The sequence below is a fragment of the Bacillus sp. SM2101 genome, assembly GCF_018588585.1.
In the GTDB taxonomy this organism is placed as follows: Bacteria; Bacillota; Bacilli; order Bacillales; family SM2101; genus Nanhaiella; species Nanhaiella sioensis.
This window is the reverse complement of the sequence record NZ_JAEUFG010000003.1, coordinates 164,018-182,202: the sequence shown is the minus strand read 5'-3', so window position 1 is coordinate 182,202 and position 18,185 is coordinate 164,018. Positions and strand designations below refer to the sequence as shown.

Below are 18,185 nucleotides of genomic sequence, written 5' to 3'. Positions count from 1 at the left end.
TAAAAAATAAGGCTTACAAGCGGGTAAAAACAAGACTTTTCAGACATTTTTTAATGCTGTTTTGAAAAGTATTATTGTGAGGTTTATGTCGGAATGCGTCAAAACCAACGACACCCTTTACGAGCGATGGCACTAATGTCGACCATTCTCTCGCAACTAGTAGGTTCAGTTTTATTTGGCATTTTTTCTGGTAGATGGATCGATAGTAAATTGGAAACGGCACCATTGTTTTTAATTATTGGTCTTCTTATTGGACTAGCAGCTGGTGTATTTGCTATGGTGCGCCTGATCAACCACTATTTTTCGGGAGATTCCTAATTATGCAAGATTTGCAGCAAATGTCTATACGTTATAGAAAATACATATTATTTCTGCTTTCAATCTACGTGTTAGGTTGGGGGTTCACACCATATCAATCGGTTTTTTTAGGGTTGATATTTGGTACAATAATAAGTTTGTATAATTTATGGATCATGGTTCGCCGGTCAAATCGGTTTACTAAAGCGGTGGAAGAAGGTACTAAAGTTCGTTCACTAGGAACATTTAACCGGATGGCTTCAGCTGCACTTGTCGTGTATATTGCATTACAATATCCAGACAAGATTCATTTATACTCAGCAATTTTGGGATTAATGACGATCTATATCGTCATTATAATAGATTATTTTTTTCAACTCATTCATCGCGGGGAAGAGAGGTGAATAATAAATGAATCATGGAGCTCCAATTGAAGAATTTTTAGGCCTTAATTTTAATTTAAGTAATGTATTAATGATGCTAGTTACTGCTACAATTGTATTTATTATCGCAGTCATCTGTACTCGTTCTCTATCTATGAAACCTACAGGTAAGCAAAACTTCATCGAGTGGGTAGTAGACTTTATTAAAGGAATTATAAATAGCTCGATGGATTGGCAAACTGGTGGAAGATTCTTAACGTTAGGATTAACGTTATTCCTATACATCATTGTTGCCAATATGTTAGGTCTACCATTTGCGGTTCAAGTAAATGGTGAGCTATGGTGGAAATCACCGACTGCTGATCCAGTCGTTACGCTAACATTAGCGATAATGGTTGTTGGATTGTCACACTATTATGGTGTGAAAATGAAAGGTGTAAAAGAATATGGTAGAGACTTTATCAAACCATTTCCTTTTATGTTGCCATTTAAGATTATCGAAGAGTTTGCTAACACATTAACACTGGGTCTTCGTCTTTATGGTAATATATTCGCGGGTGAAATCCTTCTAGGATTACTAGCAGGTTTGGCTACAAGTGGGTATGCTGCAAGTATCGGTTCTGGAATTATTGGAACTTTAGCTTCTATTCCGCTTATGTTAGCTTGGCAAGGTTTCAGTATATTCGTTGGTGCAATTCAAGCGTTTATCTTTACAATGTTAACAATGGTTTATCTGGCACACAAAGTGAGCCATGACCATTAAATAAATCTACTCGTTCAAAATTAATTTTTGGACACATCTTTTTAATTCATACTATTACTTTCACAAATTAAAGGAGGACTTTTTATTATGACAGGTTCTGTTGGTTTATTAGCAGCAGCAATTGCAATTGGTTTAGGAGCACTAGGTGCTGGTATTGGTAACGGTCTTATCGTATCTCGTACAGTTGAAGGAATGGCTCGTCAGCCTGAAGCACGTGGTATGTTACAAACAACAATGTTCATTGGGGTTGCACTAGTTGAGGCACTTCCTATCATCGCTGTTGTTATCGCATTTATGGTAATGGGTTCATAATAGTAGATCTTTGATTAGTGGGGTAATGGCGAAGAACATGTTCAGAGAACCTTCGCCATTCCTTTTGTTTAAATAATATAATTTTAATTTTCTTACACATACAATCGTTCAAAGACATTAGGTTTTTGAACGTCTTCATGAAATCTCTTGAAGGGAGTGAACGAAGATATGTTCAAATTAGACATGTTGGTATTAGGAGCAGGAGCTGGTGGAGAAGGCGGTGACATACCACTTTTTAATGGTGGAGATATTCTCGCACAATTAATTATCTTCCTTATCCTATTATTGCTATTAAAGAAGTTTGCATGGGGTCCACTAATGGGCATTATGAAACAACGTGAAGAACATATTGCTAACGAAATTACGACTGCTGAACAAAGTAGCAAAGAAGCTCAGGGGCTTCTTGAAGAACAGCGTCAGTTATTAAAGGATGCACGTAAAGAAGCGCAGGAACTTATTGAAGGTGCGAAGAAAATTGGTGAGGAGCAGAAAAACGATATCGTTAATGCTGCCCGCATCGAAGCTGAGCGTGTAAAAGATTCTGCAACTCAAGCAATTGAGCAAGAAAAAGAACAAGCTATTGCTGCATTACGTGAACAAGTAGCATCGTTATCTGTTCTTATTGCATCGAAAGTAATTGAAAAAGAACTAAATGAACAAGATCAAGAAAAACTTATAAATGATTACATTCAAGAAGTAGGAGAAGGGCGATGAGCAAAGAAATCGTAGCAAAACGATATGCGCTGGCTCTTTTCCAATTAGCAAAGGAACAGAATATCCTTGATCAGATTGGTGAGGAACTTCGCGTCGTTAAACAAGTGTTTACAGACAATGAGCAGTTTCTTTCTGTTCTGCATCACCCTAAGGTATCTGTTGCTAAGAAGAAGGCATCGCTACAAGAGGCTTTCAAATCTGCTTCTTCAATCGTGGTGAACACGCTTTCTCTATTAGTAGAACGCCATCGCTTAAACATCGTTGTTGATGTAGTGAATGAGTTCTTATCATTGTCAAATGATGAGCGCGGTGTTGCAGATGCTAAGGTATTTACTGTTAAGCCTTTATCGGATGTAGAAAAAAATACGTTATCAAATGTATTTGCGACAAAGGTTGGTAAGCAGTCTCTTAATATTGAAAATATAGTTGATCATACACTGATCGGGGGCATTAAAATCCGCATCGGTAATCGTATATATGACGGGAGCGTTAGCAGCAAGCTAGAGCGTATTGAACGTCAGCTCGTAGGAAATAGATCGTAGATAGGGGTGAAATTCATGAGCATCAAAGCTGAAGAAATTAGTTCACTGTTGAAAAAACAAATCGAAGAATATCAGTCAGAAGTTGAAGTTAATGATGTAGGTACAGTTATCCAAGTAGGTGACGGTATCGCACGTGTACATGGCCTCGATAATGCCATGGCTGGGGAGCTTGTTGAATTTTCTAACGGTGTCATGGGAATGGCACAAAATTTAGAAGAAAATAACGTAGGTATCGTTATTTTAGGGCCTTTCAGAGATATCCGTGAAGGAGACGAGGTTCGTCGTACAGGACGTATTATGGAAGTTCCTGTTGGAGAGGAACTAATCGGTCGTGTCGTGAATCCACTTGGTCAACCTGTCGATGGTTTAGGACCAATTGAATCGAACAAAACTCGTCCTATTGAAAGCCCAGCTCCAGGGGTAATGGATAGAAAATCGGTTCATGAACCTTTACAAACAGGAATTAAAGCAATCGACTCACTTATTCCGATTGGACGTGGTCAACGTGAATTGATCATCGGAGACCGTCAAACAGGTAAAACAGCGGTTGCGATTGATACAATTCTTAACCAGCAAGATCAAGATATGATTTGTATTTATGTAGCCATCGGGCAAAAAGAATCTACTGTTCGTGGTGTTGTTGAAACATTAAGAAAGCACGGTGCATTAGATTACACGATCGTTGTTACTGCATCTGCATCTCAACCTGCACCATTATTATTCCTAGCGCCATATGCAGGAGTAACGATGGGTGAGGAGTTTATGTACAACGGTAAACACGTGCTCGTTATTTATGATGATTTAACGAAGCAAGCCTCTGCGTATCGTGAGCTTTCACTATTACTTCGCCGTCCTCCAGGTCGTGAAGCTTATCCTGGTGACGTATTCTATTTACATTCTCGCTTATTAGAGCGTGCTGCGAAATTAAGTGATGCAAAAGGTGGCGGCTCAATTACAGCCCTTCCGTTCATTGAGACGCAAGCAGGTGACGTGTCAGCATATATCCCTACAAACGTAATCTCGATTACAGATGGGCAAATATTCTTGCAATCTGATCTATTCTTCTCTGGTGTACGCCCTGCCGTGAATGCTGGTTTATCAGTTTCTCGTGTTGGTGGATCTGCACAGGTGAAAGCGATGAGGAAAGTATCAGGTACATTACGCTTAGACTTAGCGTCTTACCGTGAGCTTGAAGCCTTCGCTCAATTCGGATCTGATCTTGATCAGGCAACACAAGCGAAGCTTAATCGTGGTGCACGTACAGTTGAAGTATTAAAACAAGGTTTGCATAAACCTCTAAAAGTAGAAAAACAAGTAGCTATTCTATATGCATTAACTCGTGGATTCTTAGATGATATTCCAGTAGCAGATATTTCACGTTTCGAAGAGGAATATTTCTCTTGGATTGAGCATAATCGCAATGAGTTATTTGAGCATATTCGTTCAACAGGAAACCTTCCTGAAGAGGCTGATTTTGATGCAGCTATTGAAGATTTCAAGAAGACGTTTGCTGTTTCTGAATAATTGATGCTAAGCGGCGAGGTCTTACATTTGTAAACATACGATCGCCGCTAATTATATAAAAATTTTTCTTATTTTGAACAACCTTAAAAAGGTGGTGAGAACCTTTGGCATCCTTACGTGATATAAAAACGAGAATTACCTCAACGAAGAAAACGAGTCAAATTACGAAAGCGATGGAGATGGTTTCAGCTTCGAAGTTAAATAGGGCTGAAAATAATGCTAAATCGTTTGTACCATACATGGAAAAAATTCAAGAGGTTGTAGCTAGTATCGCATTAGGTAGTACCGGTGTTAGCCATCCGATGTTAATGAGCCGACCTGTGAAGAAGACTGGTTATATTGTCATTACTTCTGATCGTGGTCTTGCAGGTGCATACAATAGTAATGTTTTACGTTCTGTATATCAAAAAATTCAAGAACGTCATAGCTCTACAGATGAGTATGCTGTCATTGCACTAGGTCGTATCGGTCGCGATTTCTTTTTAAAGAGAGGAATACCGGTTAATTCCCATATTGTTGGCCTTGCTGATCAACCTTCTTTTACAGAAATTAAAGATATTGCAAGTCAAACAATTGATTCTTTTGTAGATGGTACGTTTGATGAGTTGTATTTGTACTATAATCACTTTATTAGTGTCATCCAGCACGAAGTAACAGAAAAGAAACTACTACCATTAACGGATATAGCAGCTGAGAGCAAGCTTTCTTCTTATGAATTTGAACCTTCTCAAGAAGATATTTTAGAAGTGTTGCTTCCTCAATATGCTGAAAGTCTCATCTATGGTGCCTTATTAGATGGTAAGGCAGCGGAACATGCAGCTCGTATGACTGCAATGAAAAACGCTACGGATAATGCAAACGAGCTTATTAAAGGTCTTACACTATCATTCAACCGTGCGCGTCAAGCTGCAATTACTCAAGAAATTACTGAGATTGTTGCTGGTGCATCTGCACTTGAATAGGAAAGATCATAGATTTTCACAAGCAAGTTAGGAGGGAAAACGATGAATAAAGGACGCATTCTTTCAGTAATGGGACCGGTTGTTGATGTAAAATTTGATAACGGCCATCTTCCTGAAATTTATAATGCCCTTAAAATTGAGCATAAAGCACGTAATGAAAATGAAGTTGATATTAACTTAACATTAGAAGTTGCTCTACACCTTGGAGACGATTCTGTACGTACGATTGCAATGTCATCTACAGATGGACTTGTACGTGGATTAGAAGCAATTGATACTGAAGCAGCAATTTCTGTACCAGTTGGTGATGTTACATTAGGACGTGTATTTAACGTACTAGGTGAAAACATTGATCTAGATGAAGCAATCCCACAAGATGCTCGTCGTGATGCGATTCACAGACAAGCACCGTCTTTTGAGAAGCTTTCTACAGAAGTAGAAATTTTAGAAACAGGAATTAAAGTAGTTGACTTATTAGCACCGTACATTAAAGGTGGAAAAATCGGCCTATTTGGTGGAGCAGGTGTTGGTAAAACCGTTTTAATTCAGGAATTAATCAATAATATCGCACAAGAACATGGTGGTATTTCAGTATTCGCTGGTGTAGGTGAGCGTACACGTGAAGGAAACGATTTATACCATGAAATGACTGATTCAGGCGTTATTAAGAAAACAGCAATGGTTTTTGGTCAGATGAATGAGCCTCCTGGTGCACGTATGCGTGTTGCATTAACAGGTTTAACAATGGCTGAATATTTCCGTGATGACCAAGGTCAAGACGTGTTATTCTTTATGGATAACATCTTCCGCTTTACTCAAGCAGGTTCTGAGGTATCAGCATTACTTGGTCGTATGCCTTCTGCCGTTGGTTATCAACCAACATTAGCAACAGAAATGGGTCAGCTTCAAGAGCGTATTACATCTACAAGCGTTGGTTCTGTAACATCGATCCAAGCAATTTACGTTCCTGCCGATGACTATACTGATCCAGCTCCAGCAACGACGTTTGCTCACTTAGACGCAACGACAAACCTTGAGCGTAAACTTTCAGAAATGGGTATTTACCCTGCGGTTGACCCACTTGCATCAACTTCACGTGCTTTAGCACCTGAAATTGTTGGAGAAGAGCACTACGAAGTTGCTCGTCAAGTACAATCAACACTACAGCGTTATAAAGAATTACAAGATATCATTGCGATCCTTGGAATGGATGAGCTTTCTGATGAAGATAAATTAATCGTTCATCGTGCTCGCCGTATTCAATTCTTCTTATCTCAAAACTTCCACGTGGCTGAGCAATTTACAGGCCAACCTGGTTCTTACGTTCAAGTTAAAGAAACAGTTCGTGGATTTAAAGAGATCCTTGAAGGGAAGTATGACAACCTTCCTGAAGATGCGTTCCGCTTAGTTGGACGTATTGAAGAAGTAGTTGAAAAAGCGAAAAAAATGGGCGTAGAAGTATAATTATTGGGACCTAGGAGGGTATAAAATGAAAGTGGTTAAAGTCCATGTAGTTACTCCCGATGGCCCGGTTTTAGAAGAAGATGTGGAGATGGTAATTGCAAAGGCTCAAAGTGGAGAGCTTGGTATTTTACCTGGTCATATTCCGATGGTTGCTCCATTACAAATTGGGGTAGTTCGTCTAAAAAAGGGAACCGACACTGAACTTGTGGCTGTTAGTGGAGGCTTTCTAGAAGTTAGACCTGAAAAAGTAACGATACTTGCACAAGCTGCGGAAGTTGCAGCTGATATTGATGTATTACGTGCAAAAGCAGCAAAAGAAAGAGCTGAACAACGTCTAAGAGCTCAACAGTCAGATGTTGACTTTAGACGAGCTGAGATGTCTCTTCAACGTGCGATTAATCGTTTGAACGTTACAAATAAACACTTTTAATTAAAAAGGCTTTCTGTATCATACAGAAAGCCTTTTTGTTTGTGATTTTTGTCATTGACGATCGGCTGGAAAATGAGTAATGTTGCTGATGGAAAATTCAATATTTCGTCCATGCTTTATCGACACAAATATTGGTATTTGCTATAATGTTAACGGTTAAATAAAATATTTTTTTCATTACAAGGCACGACAAACGGAGGGGGAACATGGAGCAATTTAACTTATACATCAACAATTATTTAATCGTATTCGTTTTTCTATGTCTAGGAGTCTTGTTACCTGTAGCTGCATTAACAGCAGGGCGATTTTTACGGCCGCATGCACCTAACAGTGAAAAACAAAAGACGTACGAAAGCGGTATTGAACCATTCCATGATTCACGTGTGCAGTTTAACGTAAGGTATTATATTTTTGGCTTAATGTTTGTGATTTTTGATGTTGAAACAGTTTTCTTATACCCATGGGCAGTTGCATATGACGAACTCGGTATTTTCGCATTAATTGAAATGCTTATTTTTGTCGTTATGTTATTAATCGGGTTAATATATGCATGGAAGAAGAAGGTGTTAAAATGGATTTAAAAATAGAAAACATTTCAGCAGAAGAAATGGAAGAATTAAAACGCAATATATTTTTTACAACACTTGAACAATTGAAGGGTTGGGCGAGAAGTAATTCTTTATGGCCATTAACAATGGGACTCGCTTGTTGTGGTATCGAAATGATGGGTGTTGGATCATCACATTATGACTTAGACCGTTTTGGCTCTTTTTTTCGTACCTCTCCACGACAATCTGATGTCATGATTGTTTCTGGGACAGTAACAAAGAAAATGGCGCCTATCGTTAAGAGGTTATACGATCAAATGTCTGAACCTAAGTGGGTAATAGCAATGGGGTCTTGTGCAACAGCGGGAGGACCATATGTTAAGTCTTATGCAGTTGTCAAAGGGGTCGACCAGATTGTACCTGTCGATGTATACATTCCTGGGTGTCCGCCAAATCCAGCAGCACTTATTTATGGAATAAATAAATTAAAGGAAAAAATTCGCTACGAAGCTAAGACAGGGAAGAAGGTGATGTAGCAAATGAGCAAAGATCTTGACCAACAAAAGAAGGAAGCTGCAAAAAAAGCTAAAGAACTAGCATTAAAAAAACTAGCAGAGAAGAAAGCTAACGATGCTAGTCTTAAAGAAGATGAAAATGATTCAAATATTGATGTGGCTAAAGCAAAAGCTGCCGCAGCAGCGAAGGCAAAGGCTGCTGCATTAGCCAAACAAAAAGAGATTGCAAAGCAAAAAAATGAGGGCGAAAAATCAGCACAAAAGGAAGCGGTTACAAGTAGTTCTAATGATGTAACAGACCTTGAAAAGCAAAAGGCAGCCGCAGCAGCAAAAGCAAAAGCAGCTGCGTTAGCCAAGCAAAAAGCAAAAGAAAAGAACGAAAGAGCTTCTGAAGGTGATGAAGCGAAAGCAAAAGCTGCTGCAGCAGCAAAAGCGAAAGCAGCTGCGTTAGCCAAACAAAAAGCAAAAGAAAAAAACGAAAAAGCTCCTGAAGGTGATGAAGCGAAAGCAAAGGCGGCAGCCGCAGCAAAAGCAAAAGCCGCCGCAGCAGCAAAGGCAAAAGCAGCTGCTTTAGCAAAGCAACAGAGAGATAGTGGCAATGAGAAAGTAGAAAATGATGATGCCGCAGCAGCAAAAGCGAAAGCGATTGCAGCAGCAAAGGCAAAAGCGAAGGCTGCCGCAGCAGCAAAAGCAAAAGCAAGTGGTGCAACAGAGTCAGATCAAACAATAGAGAAAAAACCATCTCAAAACCAACCTTATCTCGATAAATATGTAAAAGTAATTGAAGAGCATCTTGGAAAGGAAGTTTTGTCAGACTCATATATTAATGAGCTTTCAAAAGATGTTCCAACACTAGTAGCAACACCTGACTCATATTTTAAAATAGCAGAATTCCTAAAATATAATGAACAGTTAAGCTTTGACTATTTATCGAATATACACGGAACAGATTTTGTTTCGCATATGGAAGTTTATGTGCATTTATACTCATATATTAATCGGCAAACTGTTGCCTTAAAGGTCAAAATAGATCGTGAGGAACCAATTATTGATTCGTTGCAACCATTATGGGAAGGAGCGAATTGGCCTGAACGGGAAGCTTATGACTTATTAGGCATCAATTTTAAAGGTCATCCTAACTTAGCACGCATTTTACTTGCAGAGGATTGGGTTGGATACCCGCTTAGAAAAGACTACGAACCGTATGATGTGGAGGTTTAACTGATGATTCGAACAGAAGAAATGCTCCTTAACGTTGGACCGCAGCATCCAAGTACACATGGTGTATTTCGGCTTGTGGTCAAAATAGATGGTGAAATCATAACGGAAGCGACACCAGTAATTGGTTATCTTCACCGTGGAACAGAAAAACTAGCAGAGGACTTACAATATACACAAATTATCCCATTTACTGATAGAATGGATTATTTATCAGCAATGACGAATAATTACGTCCTTTGTCATTCAGTTGAAACAATGATGGGGCTTGAAGTACCTGAACGAGCTGAATACTTACGAGTATTGGCGATGGAGCTTGGACGTATCGCAAGTCATCTCGTCTGGTGGGGAACATATTTACTAGATATCGGTGCAGTCAGTCCGTTTCTTTATGCATTTAGAGAACGTGAAATGATTATTAATCTGCTAAACGAACTTTCAGGTGCTAGACTTACCTTTAATTATATGAGGGTAGGCGGTGTCAAGTGGGACGCACCAGAAGGTTGGATTCAGAAGGTAGAAGAGTTTGTTCCATACATGCGCGAACAGCTTAAAGGGTATCATGACCTCGTCACAGGAAACGAGATCTTTATGAGTCGTGTAAAAGGTGTAGGAACTTATACGAAGGAAGATGCACTTGCATATTCTTTAAGCGGAGTAAACTTACGCTGTACGGGCGTTAAATGGGACCTACGAAAAGACGAGCCATATTCAATCTACGATAGGTTTGATTTTGATGTACCTTTTCGAGAAGAAGGCGATGCATTAGCACGTTATTTCTGCCGTTTAGAAGAAATTGAAGAGTCATTAAAAATAATTGAACAAGCTTGTGAACAGTTTCCAAATGAAGGTCCAATATTGGCGAAAGTACCTAGGATTATTAAAGCTCCGAAAGGTGAAGCGTATGTGCGAATTGAATCACCTCGTGGAGAAATAGGCTGTTACATTGCAAGTGACGGTAAGAAGGAGCCGTATCGTTTAAAATTCCGTCGGCCTTCATTTTATAATTTGCAAATCCTCTCAAAATTATTAAAAGGGGAAAATATGGCGAATTTAATTGTTATTTTAGGAGCAGTTGATATTGTTCTTGGGGAGGTAGATGGGTAATGATACAAGACTTATTGCATTCCTCACCAACTGTCGGAAATCTGGGCATTTTTTTAGGATTAGGTACGCTATTTTTATTTGTAGTACTAGGATTTGTTACATATGGCATCTTAGCAGAGAGGAAAGTAATGGGATTTATGCAGGGACGTATAGGCCCAAACCAAGTGGGGGGCCGTTGGGGCTTATTACAAACTGTTGCAGATGTTCTTAAACTGCTATTAAAAGAAGATGTCGTAACGAAGAATGCTGATAGACCACTATTTTTAATTGCTCCAATCATTGCCTTTGCTCCTGCATTTATGGTATTGGCAACAATGCCATTCACGGATGCATTTCAATTTGCAGATATTGGTGTGGGATTATTGTATTATATCGCTATATCTGGCTTAACGACAATTGGGGTTGTGACTGGTGGTTGGGCATCAAACAACAAATATGCATTATTAGGTAGTATGCGTGCCGCTGCACAGATGATTTCTTACGAGATTCCACTTGTAATGTCAGTATTAGGGGTCATCTTCTTAACTGGAAGCTTAAATTTAAATGATATCGTTCAAGGTCAAGAAACTTGGTGGAATATATTTAGGCAACCAATTGGTTTTGTCGTCTTTTTAATTGCTGCTGTTGCAGAGTTAAATCGTGTACCTTTTGATTTGCCAGAGGCAGAGTCAGAAATTATTGCAGGGTACCACGTCGAATATTCAGGGTTTCGCTGGGCATTTTTCATGCTAGCTGAATATGTTTACTTTTTTGCAATGGCTTCACTAATAACTGTATTATTTTTAGGGGGATGGCATCCGATCATGTTCCTTGATTTCATTCCTGGAGCGGTTTGGTTTGCTTTAAAGTTTAGCTTCGTAGTATTTTTACTTATTTGGTTCCGTGTTGCATTTCCACGCGTACGAGCAGACCATCTAATGGAATTTGGCTGGAAGGTGTTACTACCTGTAGCTCTTGCAAATATTTTTATTACAGCTGTAATTAAGGAAATTATTAACTACTTTTAGAGGAACATCCTCATCTAGTAATATGTCATTAAAAAATAAGGGGTTGGGTACATGCTAGGTTTAGCAAAAGGATTAAAATATACCCTAAATAGTGTAACGAAGAAGAAGGTTACGTATGATTATCCGAATGAATCATTACCACTTCCTGATCGTTTTCGAGGAATACAAAAATTCTATCCTGAAAAATGTATCGTTTGTAACCAGTGTGCAAATATATGCCCGACAGATTGCATTAGACTGACTGGTAAGAAGCACCCTGATCCAAATAAAAAAGGGAAAATCATCGATACTTATGATATTAATTTTGAAATTTGTATTTTATGTGATTTATGCACAGAAGTCTGTCCGACTGAAGCAATAGTCATGACCAACAACTTTGAGCTTGCTGAGTACAGTCGTGATGAGCTATTTAAAAATCTAGAATGGTTAGATGAGAATGACCAAAACATTCGAAAGGAGAATAAGGCATGAGCGGTGAATTTATAGCACTAATAGTACTTTCACTAATCGCTATAATTGGCAGTATCCTCATGTTGTCTCTAACAAAGGTAGTACACATGGTCATTTCACTTGTGTTTACGTTTATTAGTATTGCTGGTGTTTATGTCCTGTTGTCTGCAGAATTTGTAGCGGCTGTTCAAATATTAATATACTCTGGTGCTATTACGATTATTATGTTGTTTGGTATTATGCTGACTCGTCATAATGATGAAACGGGTGACTCTAAGGCAAGCATGCTGCGTAAGCTTCTTACCTTAATAGGTGTCATAGCTTTTGGAATCGTTGTCATGCTAGGAATTGTTAATCTTGATTTCGGTCAACAAGCGACTACCTTACATGTAGAAAATACAAAGCAGATAGGTATAGCCCTTTATTCTAAATTTGTTATACCGTTTGAGTTAATGTCTGTTCTTTTGCTTGTAGCACTGATTGGGGCTATTATTTTAGCAAAAAAAGATGATGAGGAGGCAGACAATAAATGAGTTCAACTCCTTTAGCTGGTTATTTATTATTAGCGTTGTTTTTATTCTGCTTAGGCTTGTATGGTGCGCTGACAAAAAAAAATATGGTCATTGTGCTCATTTCGATTGAGCTAATGCTCAATGCTGTAAATATTAATTTAGTAGCATTTAGTAAATTTGGAGTCAATCCAAATATTACTGGTCAAATCTTTTCCCTTTTTACGATAACTATTGCTGCAGCAGAGGCGGCGGTTGGTTTAGCTATCTTAATGGCGCTATATCGTAATCGAAAGACAGTTAACATCGACGAAATGGATTCGATGAAGCATTAATGGACAGTTTATCTTCACTGACTAAAAAAAGGGGATCGTGATACGATGATGGAATATGCATGGTTAATACCGCTTTTCCCGTTAGTTTCTTTTGTGCTTCTTCTCCTGATTGGTAAGCGTTTGAAGGAGGGGAGTGCATATGTAGGTATTCTCATGACGTTGGTATCTTTCACATTGGCAATTTTCGTATTGGTAGAACGGCTAAGTGAACCAACATTTAAGCAAGAAGGTACATGGCTTACGATTGGGAATATCAACTTAACAGCGGGATTTGAAATCAATCAATTAAATGCACTAATGCTAGTAGTAGTGACGCTTGTCAGTTTTCTTGTACACCTTTATTCAAAGGGATATATGCATGGAGATGAACGGTTTCCAGTATTTTATGCATATCTAGGGTTATTTACATTTTCTATGCTAGGATTAGTGATTTCACCAAACCTACTTCAAACATATGTATTTTGGGAGTTAGTTGGTGTAGGATCATTCTTATTAATCGGTTTTTATTTTTATAAAGAGGATGCGAAAGCAGCTGCCAAAAAGGCGTTTATCATGACAAGAATCGGTGATGTAGGACTATTCATTGGTATGATTCTATTATTTTGGCAGGTCGGTAGCTTTGAATATGATGACATTTTTCATGCAGTATCAACAAATGTGATACCAATGGAAATGATTACATTAACAGCTATTTTAATTTTTATTGGAGCGATGGGTAAGTCAGGTCAGTTTCCATTACATTCATGGCTTCCTGATGCGATGGAAGGTCCGACACCTGTATCCGCACTTATACATGCGGCGACGATGGTAGCTGCAGGGGTATATTTGGTTGCATCGATGTTTCCATTGTTTACTGCAAGTGAAACAGCATTGACAACAGTTGCTATTATTGGTGGCTTTACAGCGATATTTGCTGCATCGATCGGACTTGTTCAAACGGATATTAAACGAGTGCTAGCTTATTCAACGGTTAGTCAGTTAGGGTATATGATGCTTGCACTAGGCTCTGCCGGCTATGTTGCTGGGGTATTTCACCTGACAACACATGCATTCTTTAAGGCATTGCTATTCTTAGCAGCTGGTAGTGTCATTCACGCAGTTCACACGCAGAACATTAATGAGATGGGTGGTTTATGGAAAAAGCTGCGTCTCACAGGTCCGTTATTTTTAATTGGTACGTTAGCAATTAGCGGAGTACCATTGCTTTCTGGGTTTTTCAGTAAAGAAGAAATTTTAGTTGCGACATGGACTCATGGCAATTATGGGTTGTTTTGGATCGCTGTCATTGCAGCATTCTTCACAGCATTTTATATGTTCCGCTTATTCTTTTTAGTATTTACGGGAAAACAAAATGGAACTACGAAAGAGGTACACGAGTCACCGTTATCGATGACGTTTCCGATGATTGTGTTAGCTATTTTAGCGATTGTAGCTGGATACATAAATACACCTTGGTTTGGAACGTTCTTAGGTGATTGGTTGGCAGAAGGAAATGAATACTTGGAAGCTGCACATATTAAAGCCCCAGCATGGATTATGATTGTGGCAACGGTCGTTTCATTTGTCGGTATTTTTCTAGCATATTTAATGTATGGGAAAAAATCACTTGCAAGGGATACCTTTTCTTCACGTGAATCGATTGTTTATAACATTTTGTTAAATAAGTATTACATAGATGAGTTTTATCAAGCAACGGTTGTTTACTCGACTAAAGTGATTAGCTTATTTATGAAATATATTGAGAAATTTATCGTTGAAGGTATAGTGAATGGCATTGCATTATTTACACAAAGCATAGGTAGAATAGGGTCCAAGCTGCAAAATGGTCAGATTCAAATGTATGGTGCAGTGACTATTATTGGTTTAGCAATCTTATTAGTGATCTTTGCTTTGACAGGGGGGTATATCGGATGAACGCATCTTTCTATTTATCACTATTAATATTCTCCCCATTGCTAGGAATTATTCTTCTCATGTTGATTCCTAAAACGCAAGAGAAGCAAATTAAGCTTGTAGGTTTTTTAGCAACATTACCTGCATTATGCTTATCACTCATTGTTTTTGTGAAATATGTAACTGGTGAAGCTTTAAGTCAATATGCTGAAAAATATGAATGGATTCATTTAGGTCAGTTTCCAGGGGTACCTGAATTTGCTTGGAGAATTGATTATGAGCTAAGTCTAGACGGTCTAGCACTCGTCATGATCGTACTTACAACAGTCCTTTCGACTCTAGCGGCGATCGCGTCTATTCATATTAAAAAAGAATGGAAAGGCTATTTCATGCTTTTCCTGTTATTAGAAATTGGTATGCTCGGCGTTTTTACTGCTGGGAACCTTATCTTATTCTTTATCTTCTTCGAAGTAACGCTTATTCCAATGTTTTTCCTCATTGGAAAATGGGGCTATTTTGCCAAAGAAAAAGCAGCGTTCAGCTTCTTAATCTATAATGGGATTGGTTCAGCTATCCTATTAATCGTTATTATTATCTTATTTGCGAAAACTGGAACAGCCAATTTTGAGGATCTTAAGGTTGCCTTAAGCTACCCTGTCGATCAAATTCAATTTTTCTTTCCGGTTTCTGAACAACTTCGTTTTGGGTTACTCATTGCACTTATTGTTGCATTTGGCGTGAAGCTACCTATATTTCCGTTACATAGCTGGATGCTACGTGTTCACGTCCAAGCACCACCAGCCATTGTAATGCTTCACTCAGGTGTCCTATTAAAAATCGGTGCTTTCGGTCTCATTCGGTTTGGTATGGGGTTATTCCCGAACGAGTTTGAGTCAATAGCAATATGGCTAGCGATATTAGGTGTTATTAACCTGTTATATGGTGCATTTTTAGCACTTATTCAAACAGACTTAAAAATGGTACTAGCTTATTCAAGTATTTCACATATGGGAATTGTGTTAATTGGACTAGCTGCATTAAATGAGGCTGGCATTCAAGGTGCGATTTTTCAAGTCGTATCACACGGCTTAATTTCAGCATTGTTGTTCTTCCTCGTAGGTGTAATGTATGAACGTGTCAACACCTCATCGATTGACAAGCTTGGTGGTTTAGCCAAGGCGATGCCATTAACAGCAGGGTTCTTACTTGCTGGGGCAATGGCATCATTAGGATTACCTGGCATGTCAGGGTTCGTAAGTGAATTCATGGCATTTGCTGGTTTATTTAAAGAAATGCCTGTCATTGCAGCAATAGGGGCACTTGGGATTATTTTGACAGCAGCTTATTTACTACGAGCAGTGTTGCAAGTTACATTTGGAACTGCAAAGCAATCATATGGGAAACTAGCTGATTTCAAAGGAGTAGAAATGGTTCCTGCACTCGTATTACTCGGTTTTATTATCTTAATAGGTGTATACCCAACTGTTCTATCAGAGCCGTTAAAATCAACTATTGAGACTATTATGTTAGGAATAGGAGGGTGAGCGGGATGGATCTCGATACTTTGCTTAGTTACGAATGGGGAATTATGGCACCAGAGTTCGTCATCCTCGGTGTTGCAACCCTTCTTTCATTAATAGACTTATTTATGGGGCAAAATAAAAGTCGTAAGCCACTCGCGTGGTTAGGCATTGCTGGAATTGTCGTTGCTATTATCTTTTTAGTAGGATCATTCGATAAAGACGTGACATCCATTTTATATGATACGTATCGACTTGACTCTTTCGGTAAAGCATTTAAGCTATTATTGCTAGTAGGTGCTGGCTTAGTGTTATTGCTTTCTATGAGCTATCAGCCAAAAGATAAGCTAGAATACCGTGGTGAATTCTATTATTTATTTTTAACTGCACTACTAGGCGCTATGATTATGACTTCAAGTGGAGATATGATTACACTATTTGTCGGCCTTGAATTACTTTCTATTTCATCATATATATTAGCTGGATTGCGCAAAAAGAATCAGCTATCAAATGAATCAGCGATGAAATATGTAGTAAATGGTGGAATTGCCACAGCACTAACGTTGTTTGGAATGAGTTATATTTATGGATTAACAGGTACTACAAATGTAATTGAAATTGCATACCAGCTTTCAACAATTTACGATACGAACTTGCAATACATGTTATCATTGGCATTTTTAATTATGTTCGTTGGCTTGGCGTTTAAACTAGCAGCTGCACCTTTTCATATGTGGGCACCAGATGTCTATCAAGGGGCACCTACACCAGTAACTGCGTTTTTAAGTGTAGTATCAAAAACGGCTGGTTTTGTAATTATTATGCGTCTGTTCTTATCCATTTTTCCACGAACACCAGCAGGAGGAACAAGTGGGAATTGGATGTTTTTCGAAATGCAAGATTACATTGCATTCTTAGCAGGAGCATCGATGATTATTGGTAATACCATTGCGTTAAAACAAAGAAATGTTAAACGTATGCTCGCCTACTCTAGTATCGCTCATGCTGGGTACGTATTAGTAGCTTTTGTCACACTCTCACCATTTATGATTGACACTATTTGGTTTTACTTAGCTGCGTATTTACTAATGAATTTAGGCGCATTTGCGGTATTACAACTAATCACTGATAAATCAGGTTCTGAGGATATCAGCCAATTTGCTGGTCTATATAAACGCTCACCAATTTTAGCAGTGACGATGACCATCTATATATTATCGCTTGCAGGTATTCCTGGAACAGCAGGATTTATTGGGAAGCTAAATATATTTATAAGCGCATTTGCTTCTGTTCCTAGCCATTACGTACTCGCATCGATTTTAATCGTGACGACTGTCATATCATATTTCTATTATTTCGGCATATTGACGCAAATGTTCTTTCGTCCTGCGCCATCGCAAGGTGCATTTAACATCTCATTTGGTGTCATAGCTGTTATCGTCATTTGTGCAATTGGTACAATCCTTCTAGGGTTACTTCCTGGCATTGCATTTGACTTTTTATACGACACTTTTAACTATTTTAATGATTTTGTACGCTAGTTGAGGCCGAAAGGGCAAAGTTTTATAGCTCTTATAAAGGAATGAGACATTGAAAGCAAGGTGGAGTGAAAGTAAACACTCACCGTCGAAGCGTCCATTGGTCATTTGAATTCACAAATATAGGGGTTTATTGATAAGATAGAAGGAGAGG

21 protein-coding genes are annotated in these 18,185 nt (G+C 38.6%); all 21 read left to right on the top strand.

Features of this window, described 5'->3' with window-relative positions:
- The first annotated feature begins 93 nt into the window (after positions 1 to 93).
- Positions 94 to 318, top strand: coding sequence for an AtpZ/AtpI family protein (locus tag JM172_RS04345; RefSeq protein ID WP_214480868.1), 225 nt, complete (start codon positions 94 to 96; stop codon positions 316 to 318).
- Between the two features lie 2 nt (positions 319 to 320).
- Positions 321 to 701, top strand: a complete 381-nt coding sequence (locus JM172_RS04340; RefSeq protein WP_214480867.1) for an ATP synthase subunit I — start codon at positions 321 to 323, stop codon at positions 699 to 701.
- A gap of 7 nt (positions 702 to 708) precedes the next feature.
- Positions 709 to 1,443, top strand: coding sequence for a F0F1 ATP synthase subunit A (atpB, locus tag JM172_RS04335; RefSeq protein ID WP_214480866.1), 735 nt, complete (start codon positions 709 to 711; stop codon positions 1,441 to 1,443).
- 87 nt (positions 1,444 to 1,530) lie between these two features.
- Positions 1,531 to 1,755 (top strand): F0F1 ATP synthase subunit C, encoded by a 225-nt coding sequence (atpE, locus tag JM172_RS04330; protein ID WP_214480865.1) that lies wholly within the window; start codon positions 1,531 to 1,533, stop codon positions 1,753 to 1,755.
- A 183-nt stretch (positions 1,756 to 1,938) separates the two neighbouring features.
- Positions 1,939 to 2,469: a F0F1 ATP synthase subunit B gene (gene atpF / locus JM172_RS04325; RefSeq protein WP_214480942.1), complete on the top strand. Its 531-nt coding sequence runs from the start codon at positions 1,939 to 1,941 to the stop codon at positions 2,467 to 2,469.
- A complete protein-coding gene (locus JM172_RS04320) occupies positions 2,466 to 3,011 on the top strand; it encodes a F0F1 ATP synthase subunit delta (protein WP_214480864.1) in 546 nt (181 codons plus the stop codon). Before atpF ends, JM172_RS04320 begins: the two co-directional genes overlap by 4 nt.
- A 15-nt stretch (positions 3,012 to 3,026) precedes the next feature.
- Positions 3,027 to 4,535, top strand: coding sequence for a F0F1 ATP synthase subunit alpha (atpA, locus tag JM172_RS04315; RefSeq protein WP_214480863.1), 1,509 nt, complete (start codon positions 3,027 to 3,029; stop codon positions 4,533 to 4,535).
- 104 nt (positions 4,536 to 4,639) lie between these two features.
- Entirely contained in the window at positions 4,640 to 5,497 is an 858-nt protein-coding gene (atpG, locus tag JM172_RS04310) for an ATP synthase F1 subunit gamma (protein WP_214480862.1), read from the top strand.
- Between the two features lie 42 nt (positions 5,498 to 5,539).
- Positions 5,540 to 6,961 carry a F0F1 ATP synthase subunit beta gene (gene atpD, locus JM172_RS04305; RefSeq protein ID WP_214480861.1) on the top strand — a complete coding sequence of 474 codons (1,422 nt, stop codon included), beginning with the start codon at positions 5,540 to 5,542 and terminating at the stop codon, positions 6,959 to 6,961.
- Between the two features lie 25 nt (positions 6,962 to 6,986).
- On the top strand, positions 6,987 to 7,391 hold the full coding sequence (locus tag JM172_RS04300) for a F0F1 ATP synthase subunit epsilon (RefSeq protein ID WP_214480860.1): 405 nt from the start codon (positions 6,987 to 6,989) through the stop codon (positions 7,389 to 7,391).
- A 206-nt stretch (positions 7,392 to 7,597) separates the two neighbouring features.
- Positions 7,598 to 7,972 carry an NADH-quinone oxidoreductase subunit A gene (locus JM172_RS04295; protein ID WP_214480859.1) on the top strand — a complete coding sequence of 125 codons (375 nt, stop codon included), beginning with the start codon at positions 7,598 to 7,600 and terminating at the stop codon, positions 7,970 to 7,972.
- On the top strand, positions 7,963 to 8,475 hold the full coding sequence (locus JM172_RS04290) for a NuoB/complex I 20 kDa subunit family protein (protein ID WP_214480858.1): 513 nt from the start codon (positions 7,963 to 7,965) through the stop codon (positions 8,473 to 8,475). Before JM172_RS04295 ends, JM172_RS04290 begins: the two co-directional genes overlap by 10 nt.
- 3 nt (positions 8,476 to 8,478) lie before the next feature.
- Positions 8,479 to 9,675: an NADH-quinone oxidoreductase subunit C gene (locus JM172_RS04285; RefSeq protein WP_214480857.1), complete on the top strand. Its 1,197-nt coding sequence runs from the start codon at positions 8,479 to 8,481 to the stop codon at positions 9,673 to 9,675.
- Between the two features lie 3 nt (positions 9,676 to 9,678).
- A complete protein-coding gene (locus tag JM172_RS04280; protein ID WP_214480856.1) occupies positions 9,679 to 10,779 on the top strand; it encodes an NADH-quinone oxidoreductase subunit D in 1,101 nt (366 codons plus the stop codon).
- Positions 10,779 to 11,786, top strand: coding sequence for an NADH-quinone oxidoreductase subunit NuoH (nuoH, locus tag JM172_RS04275; protein WP_214480855.1), 1,008 nt, complete (start codon positions 10,779 to 10,781; stop codon positions 11,784 to 11,786). Before JM172_RS04280 ends, nuoH begins: the two co-directional genes overlap by 1 nt.
- Before the next feature lie 51 nt (positions 11,787 to 11,837).
- Complete coding sequence (gene nuoI / locus JM172_RS04270) at positions 11,838 to 12,257, top strand: NADH-quinone oxidoreductase subunit NuoI (RefSeq protein ID WP_214480854.1); 420 nt, start codon at positions 11,838 to 11,840, stop codon at positions 12,255 to 12,257.
- Positions 12,254 to 12,769, top strand: coding sequence for an NADH-quinone oxidoreductase subunit J (locus JM172_RS04265; protein WP_214480853.1), 516 nt, complete (start codon positions 12,254 to 12,256; stop codon positions 12,767 to 12,769). The genes nuoI and JM172_RS04265 overlap by 4 nt, the downstream gene beginning before the upstream one ends.
- Positions 12,766 to 13,080 carry an NADH-quinone oxidoreductase subunit NuoK gene (nuoK, locus tag JM172_RS04260; protein WP_214480852.1) on the top strand — a complete coding sequence of 105 codons (315 nt, stop codon included), beginning with the start codon at positions 12,766 to 12,768 and terminating at the stop codon, positions 13,078 to 13,080. The genes JM172_RS04265 and nuoK overlap by 4 nt, the downstream gene beginning before the upstream one ends.
- Positions 13,081 to 13,125: 45 nt before the next feature.
- Entirely contained in the window at positions 13,126 to 14,994 is a 1,869-nt protein-coding gene (gene nuoL, locus JM172_RS04255) for an NADH-quinone oxidoreductase subunit L (protein WP_214480851.1), read from the top strand.
- Complete coding sequence (locus tag JM172_RS04250) at positions 14,991 to 16,517, top strand: NADH-quinone oxidoreductase subunit M (RefSeq protein WP_214480850.1); 1,527 nt, start codon at positions 14,991 to 14,993, stop codon at positions 16,515 to 16,517. The genes nuoL and JM172_RS04250 overlap by 4 nt, the downstream gene beginning before the upstream one ends.
- Before the next feature lie 5 nt (positions 16,518 to 16,522).
- Positions 16,523 to 18,034 carry an NADH-quinone oxidoreductase subunit NuoN gene (nuoN, locus tag JM172_RS04245; protein WP_214480849.1) on the top strand — a complete coding sequence of 504 codons (1,512 nt, stop codon included), beginning with the start codon at positions 16,523 to 16,525 and terminating at the stop codon, positions 18,032 to 18,034.
- The last annotated feature ends 151 nt before the right edge of the window (positions 18,035 to 18,185 follow it).

Excerpts from the sequence above, each read along its gene's own strand:
- JM172_RS04345 (WP_214480868.1), top strand. The coding sequence starts at position 94 with ATGCGTCAAAACCAACGACACCCTTTACGAGCGATGGCACTAATGTCG.
- JM172_RS04340 (WP_214480867.1), top strand. The coding sequence starts at position 321 with ATGCAAGATTTGCAGCAAATGTCTATACGTTATAGAAAATACATATTA.
- atpB (WP_214480866.1), top strand. The coding sequence starts at position 709 with ATGAATCATGGAGCTCCAATTGAAGAATTTTTAGGCCTTAATTTTAAT.
- atpE (WP_214480865.1), top strand. The coding sequence starts at position 1,531 with ATGACAGGTTCTGTTGGTTTATTAGCAGCAGCAATTGCAATTGGTTTA.
- atpF (WP_214480942.1), top strand. The coding sequence starts at position 1,939 with ATGTTGGTATTAGGAGCAGGAGCTGGTGGAGAAGGCGGTGACATACCA.
- JM172_RS04320 (WP_214480864.1), top strand. The coding sequence starts at position 2,466 with ATGAGCAAAGAAATCGTAGCAAAACGATATGCGCTGGCTCTTTTCCAA.
- atpA (WP_214480863.1), top strand. The coding sequence starts at position 3,027 with ATGAGCATCAAAGCTGAAGAAATTAGTTCACTGTTGAAAAAACAAATC.
- atpD (WP_214480861.1), top strand. The coding sequence starts at position 5,540 with ATGAATAAAGGACGCATTCTTTCAGTAATGGGACCGGTTGTTGATGTA.
- JM172_RS04300 (WP_214480860.1), top strand. The coding sequence starts at position 6,987 with ATGAAAGTGGTTAAAGTCCATGTAGTTACTCCCGATGGCCCGGTTTTA.
- JM172_RS04295 (WP_214480859.1), top strand. The coding sequence starts at position 7,598 with ATGGAGCAATTTAACTTATACATCAACAATTATTTAATCGTATTCGTT.
- JM172_RS04290 (WP_214480858.1), top strand. The coding sequence starts at position 7,963 with ATGGATTTAAAAATAGAAAACATTTCAGCAGAAGAAATGGAAGAATTA.
- JM172_RS04285 (WP_214480857.1), top strand. The coding sequence starts at position 8,479 with ATGAGCAAAGATCTTGACCAACAAAAGAAGGAAGCTGCAAAAAAAGCT.
- JM172_RS04280 (WP_214480856.1), top strand. The coding sequence starts at position 9,679 with ATGATTCGAACAGAAGAAATGCTCCTTAACGTTGGACCGCAGCATCCA.
- nuoH (WP_214480855.1), top strand. The coding sequence starts at position 10,779 with ATGATACAAGACTTATTGCATTCCTCACCAACTGTCGGAAATCTGGGC.
- nuoI (WP_214480854.1), top strand. The coding sequence starts at position 11,838 with ATGCTAGGTTTAGCAAAAGGATTAAAATATACCCTAAATAGTGTAACG.
- JM172_RS04265 (WP_214480853.1), top strand. The coding sequence starts at position 12,254 with ATGAGCGGTGAATTTATAGCACTAATAGTACTTTCACTAATCGCTATA.
- nuoK (WP_214480852.1), top strand. The coding sequence starts at position 12,766 with ATGAGTTCAACTCCTTTAGCTGGTTATTTATTATTAGCGTTGTTTTTA.
- nuoL (WP_214480851.1), top strand. The coding sequence starts at position 13,126 with ATGATGGAATATGCATGGTTAATACCGCTTTTCCCGTTAGTTTCTTTT.
- JM172_RS04250 (WP_214480850.1), top strand. The coding sequence starts at position 14,991 with ATGAACGCATCTTTCTATTTATCACTATTAATATTCTCCCCATTGCTA.
- nuoN (WP_214480849.1), top strand. The coding sequence starts at position 16,523 with ATGGATCTCGATACTTTGCTTAGTTACGAATGGGGAATTATGGCACCA.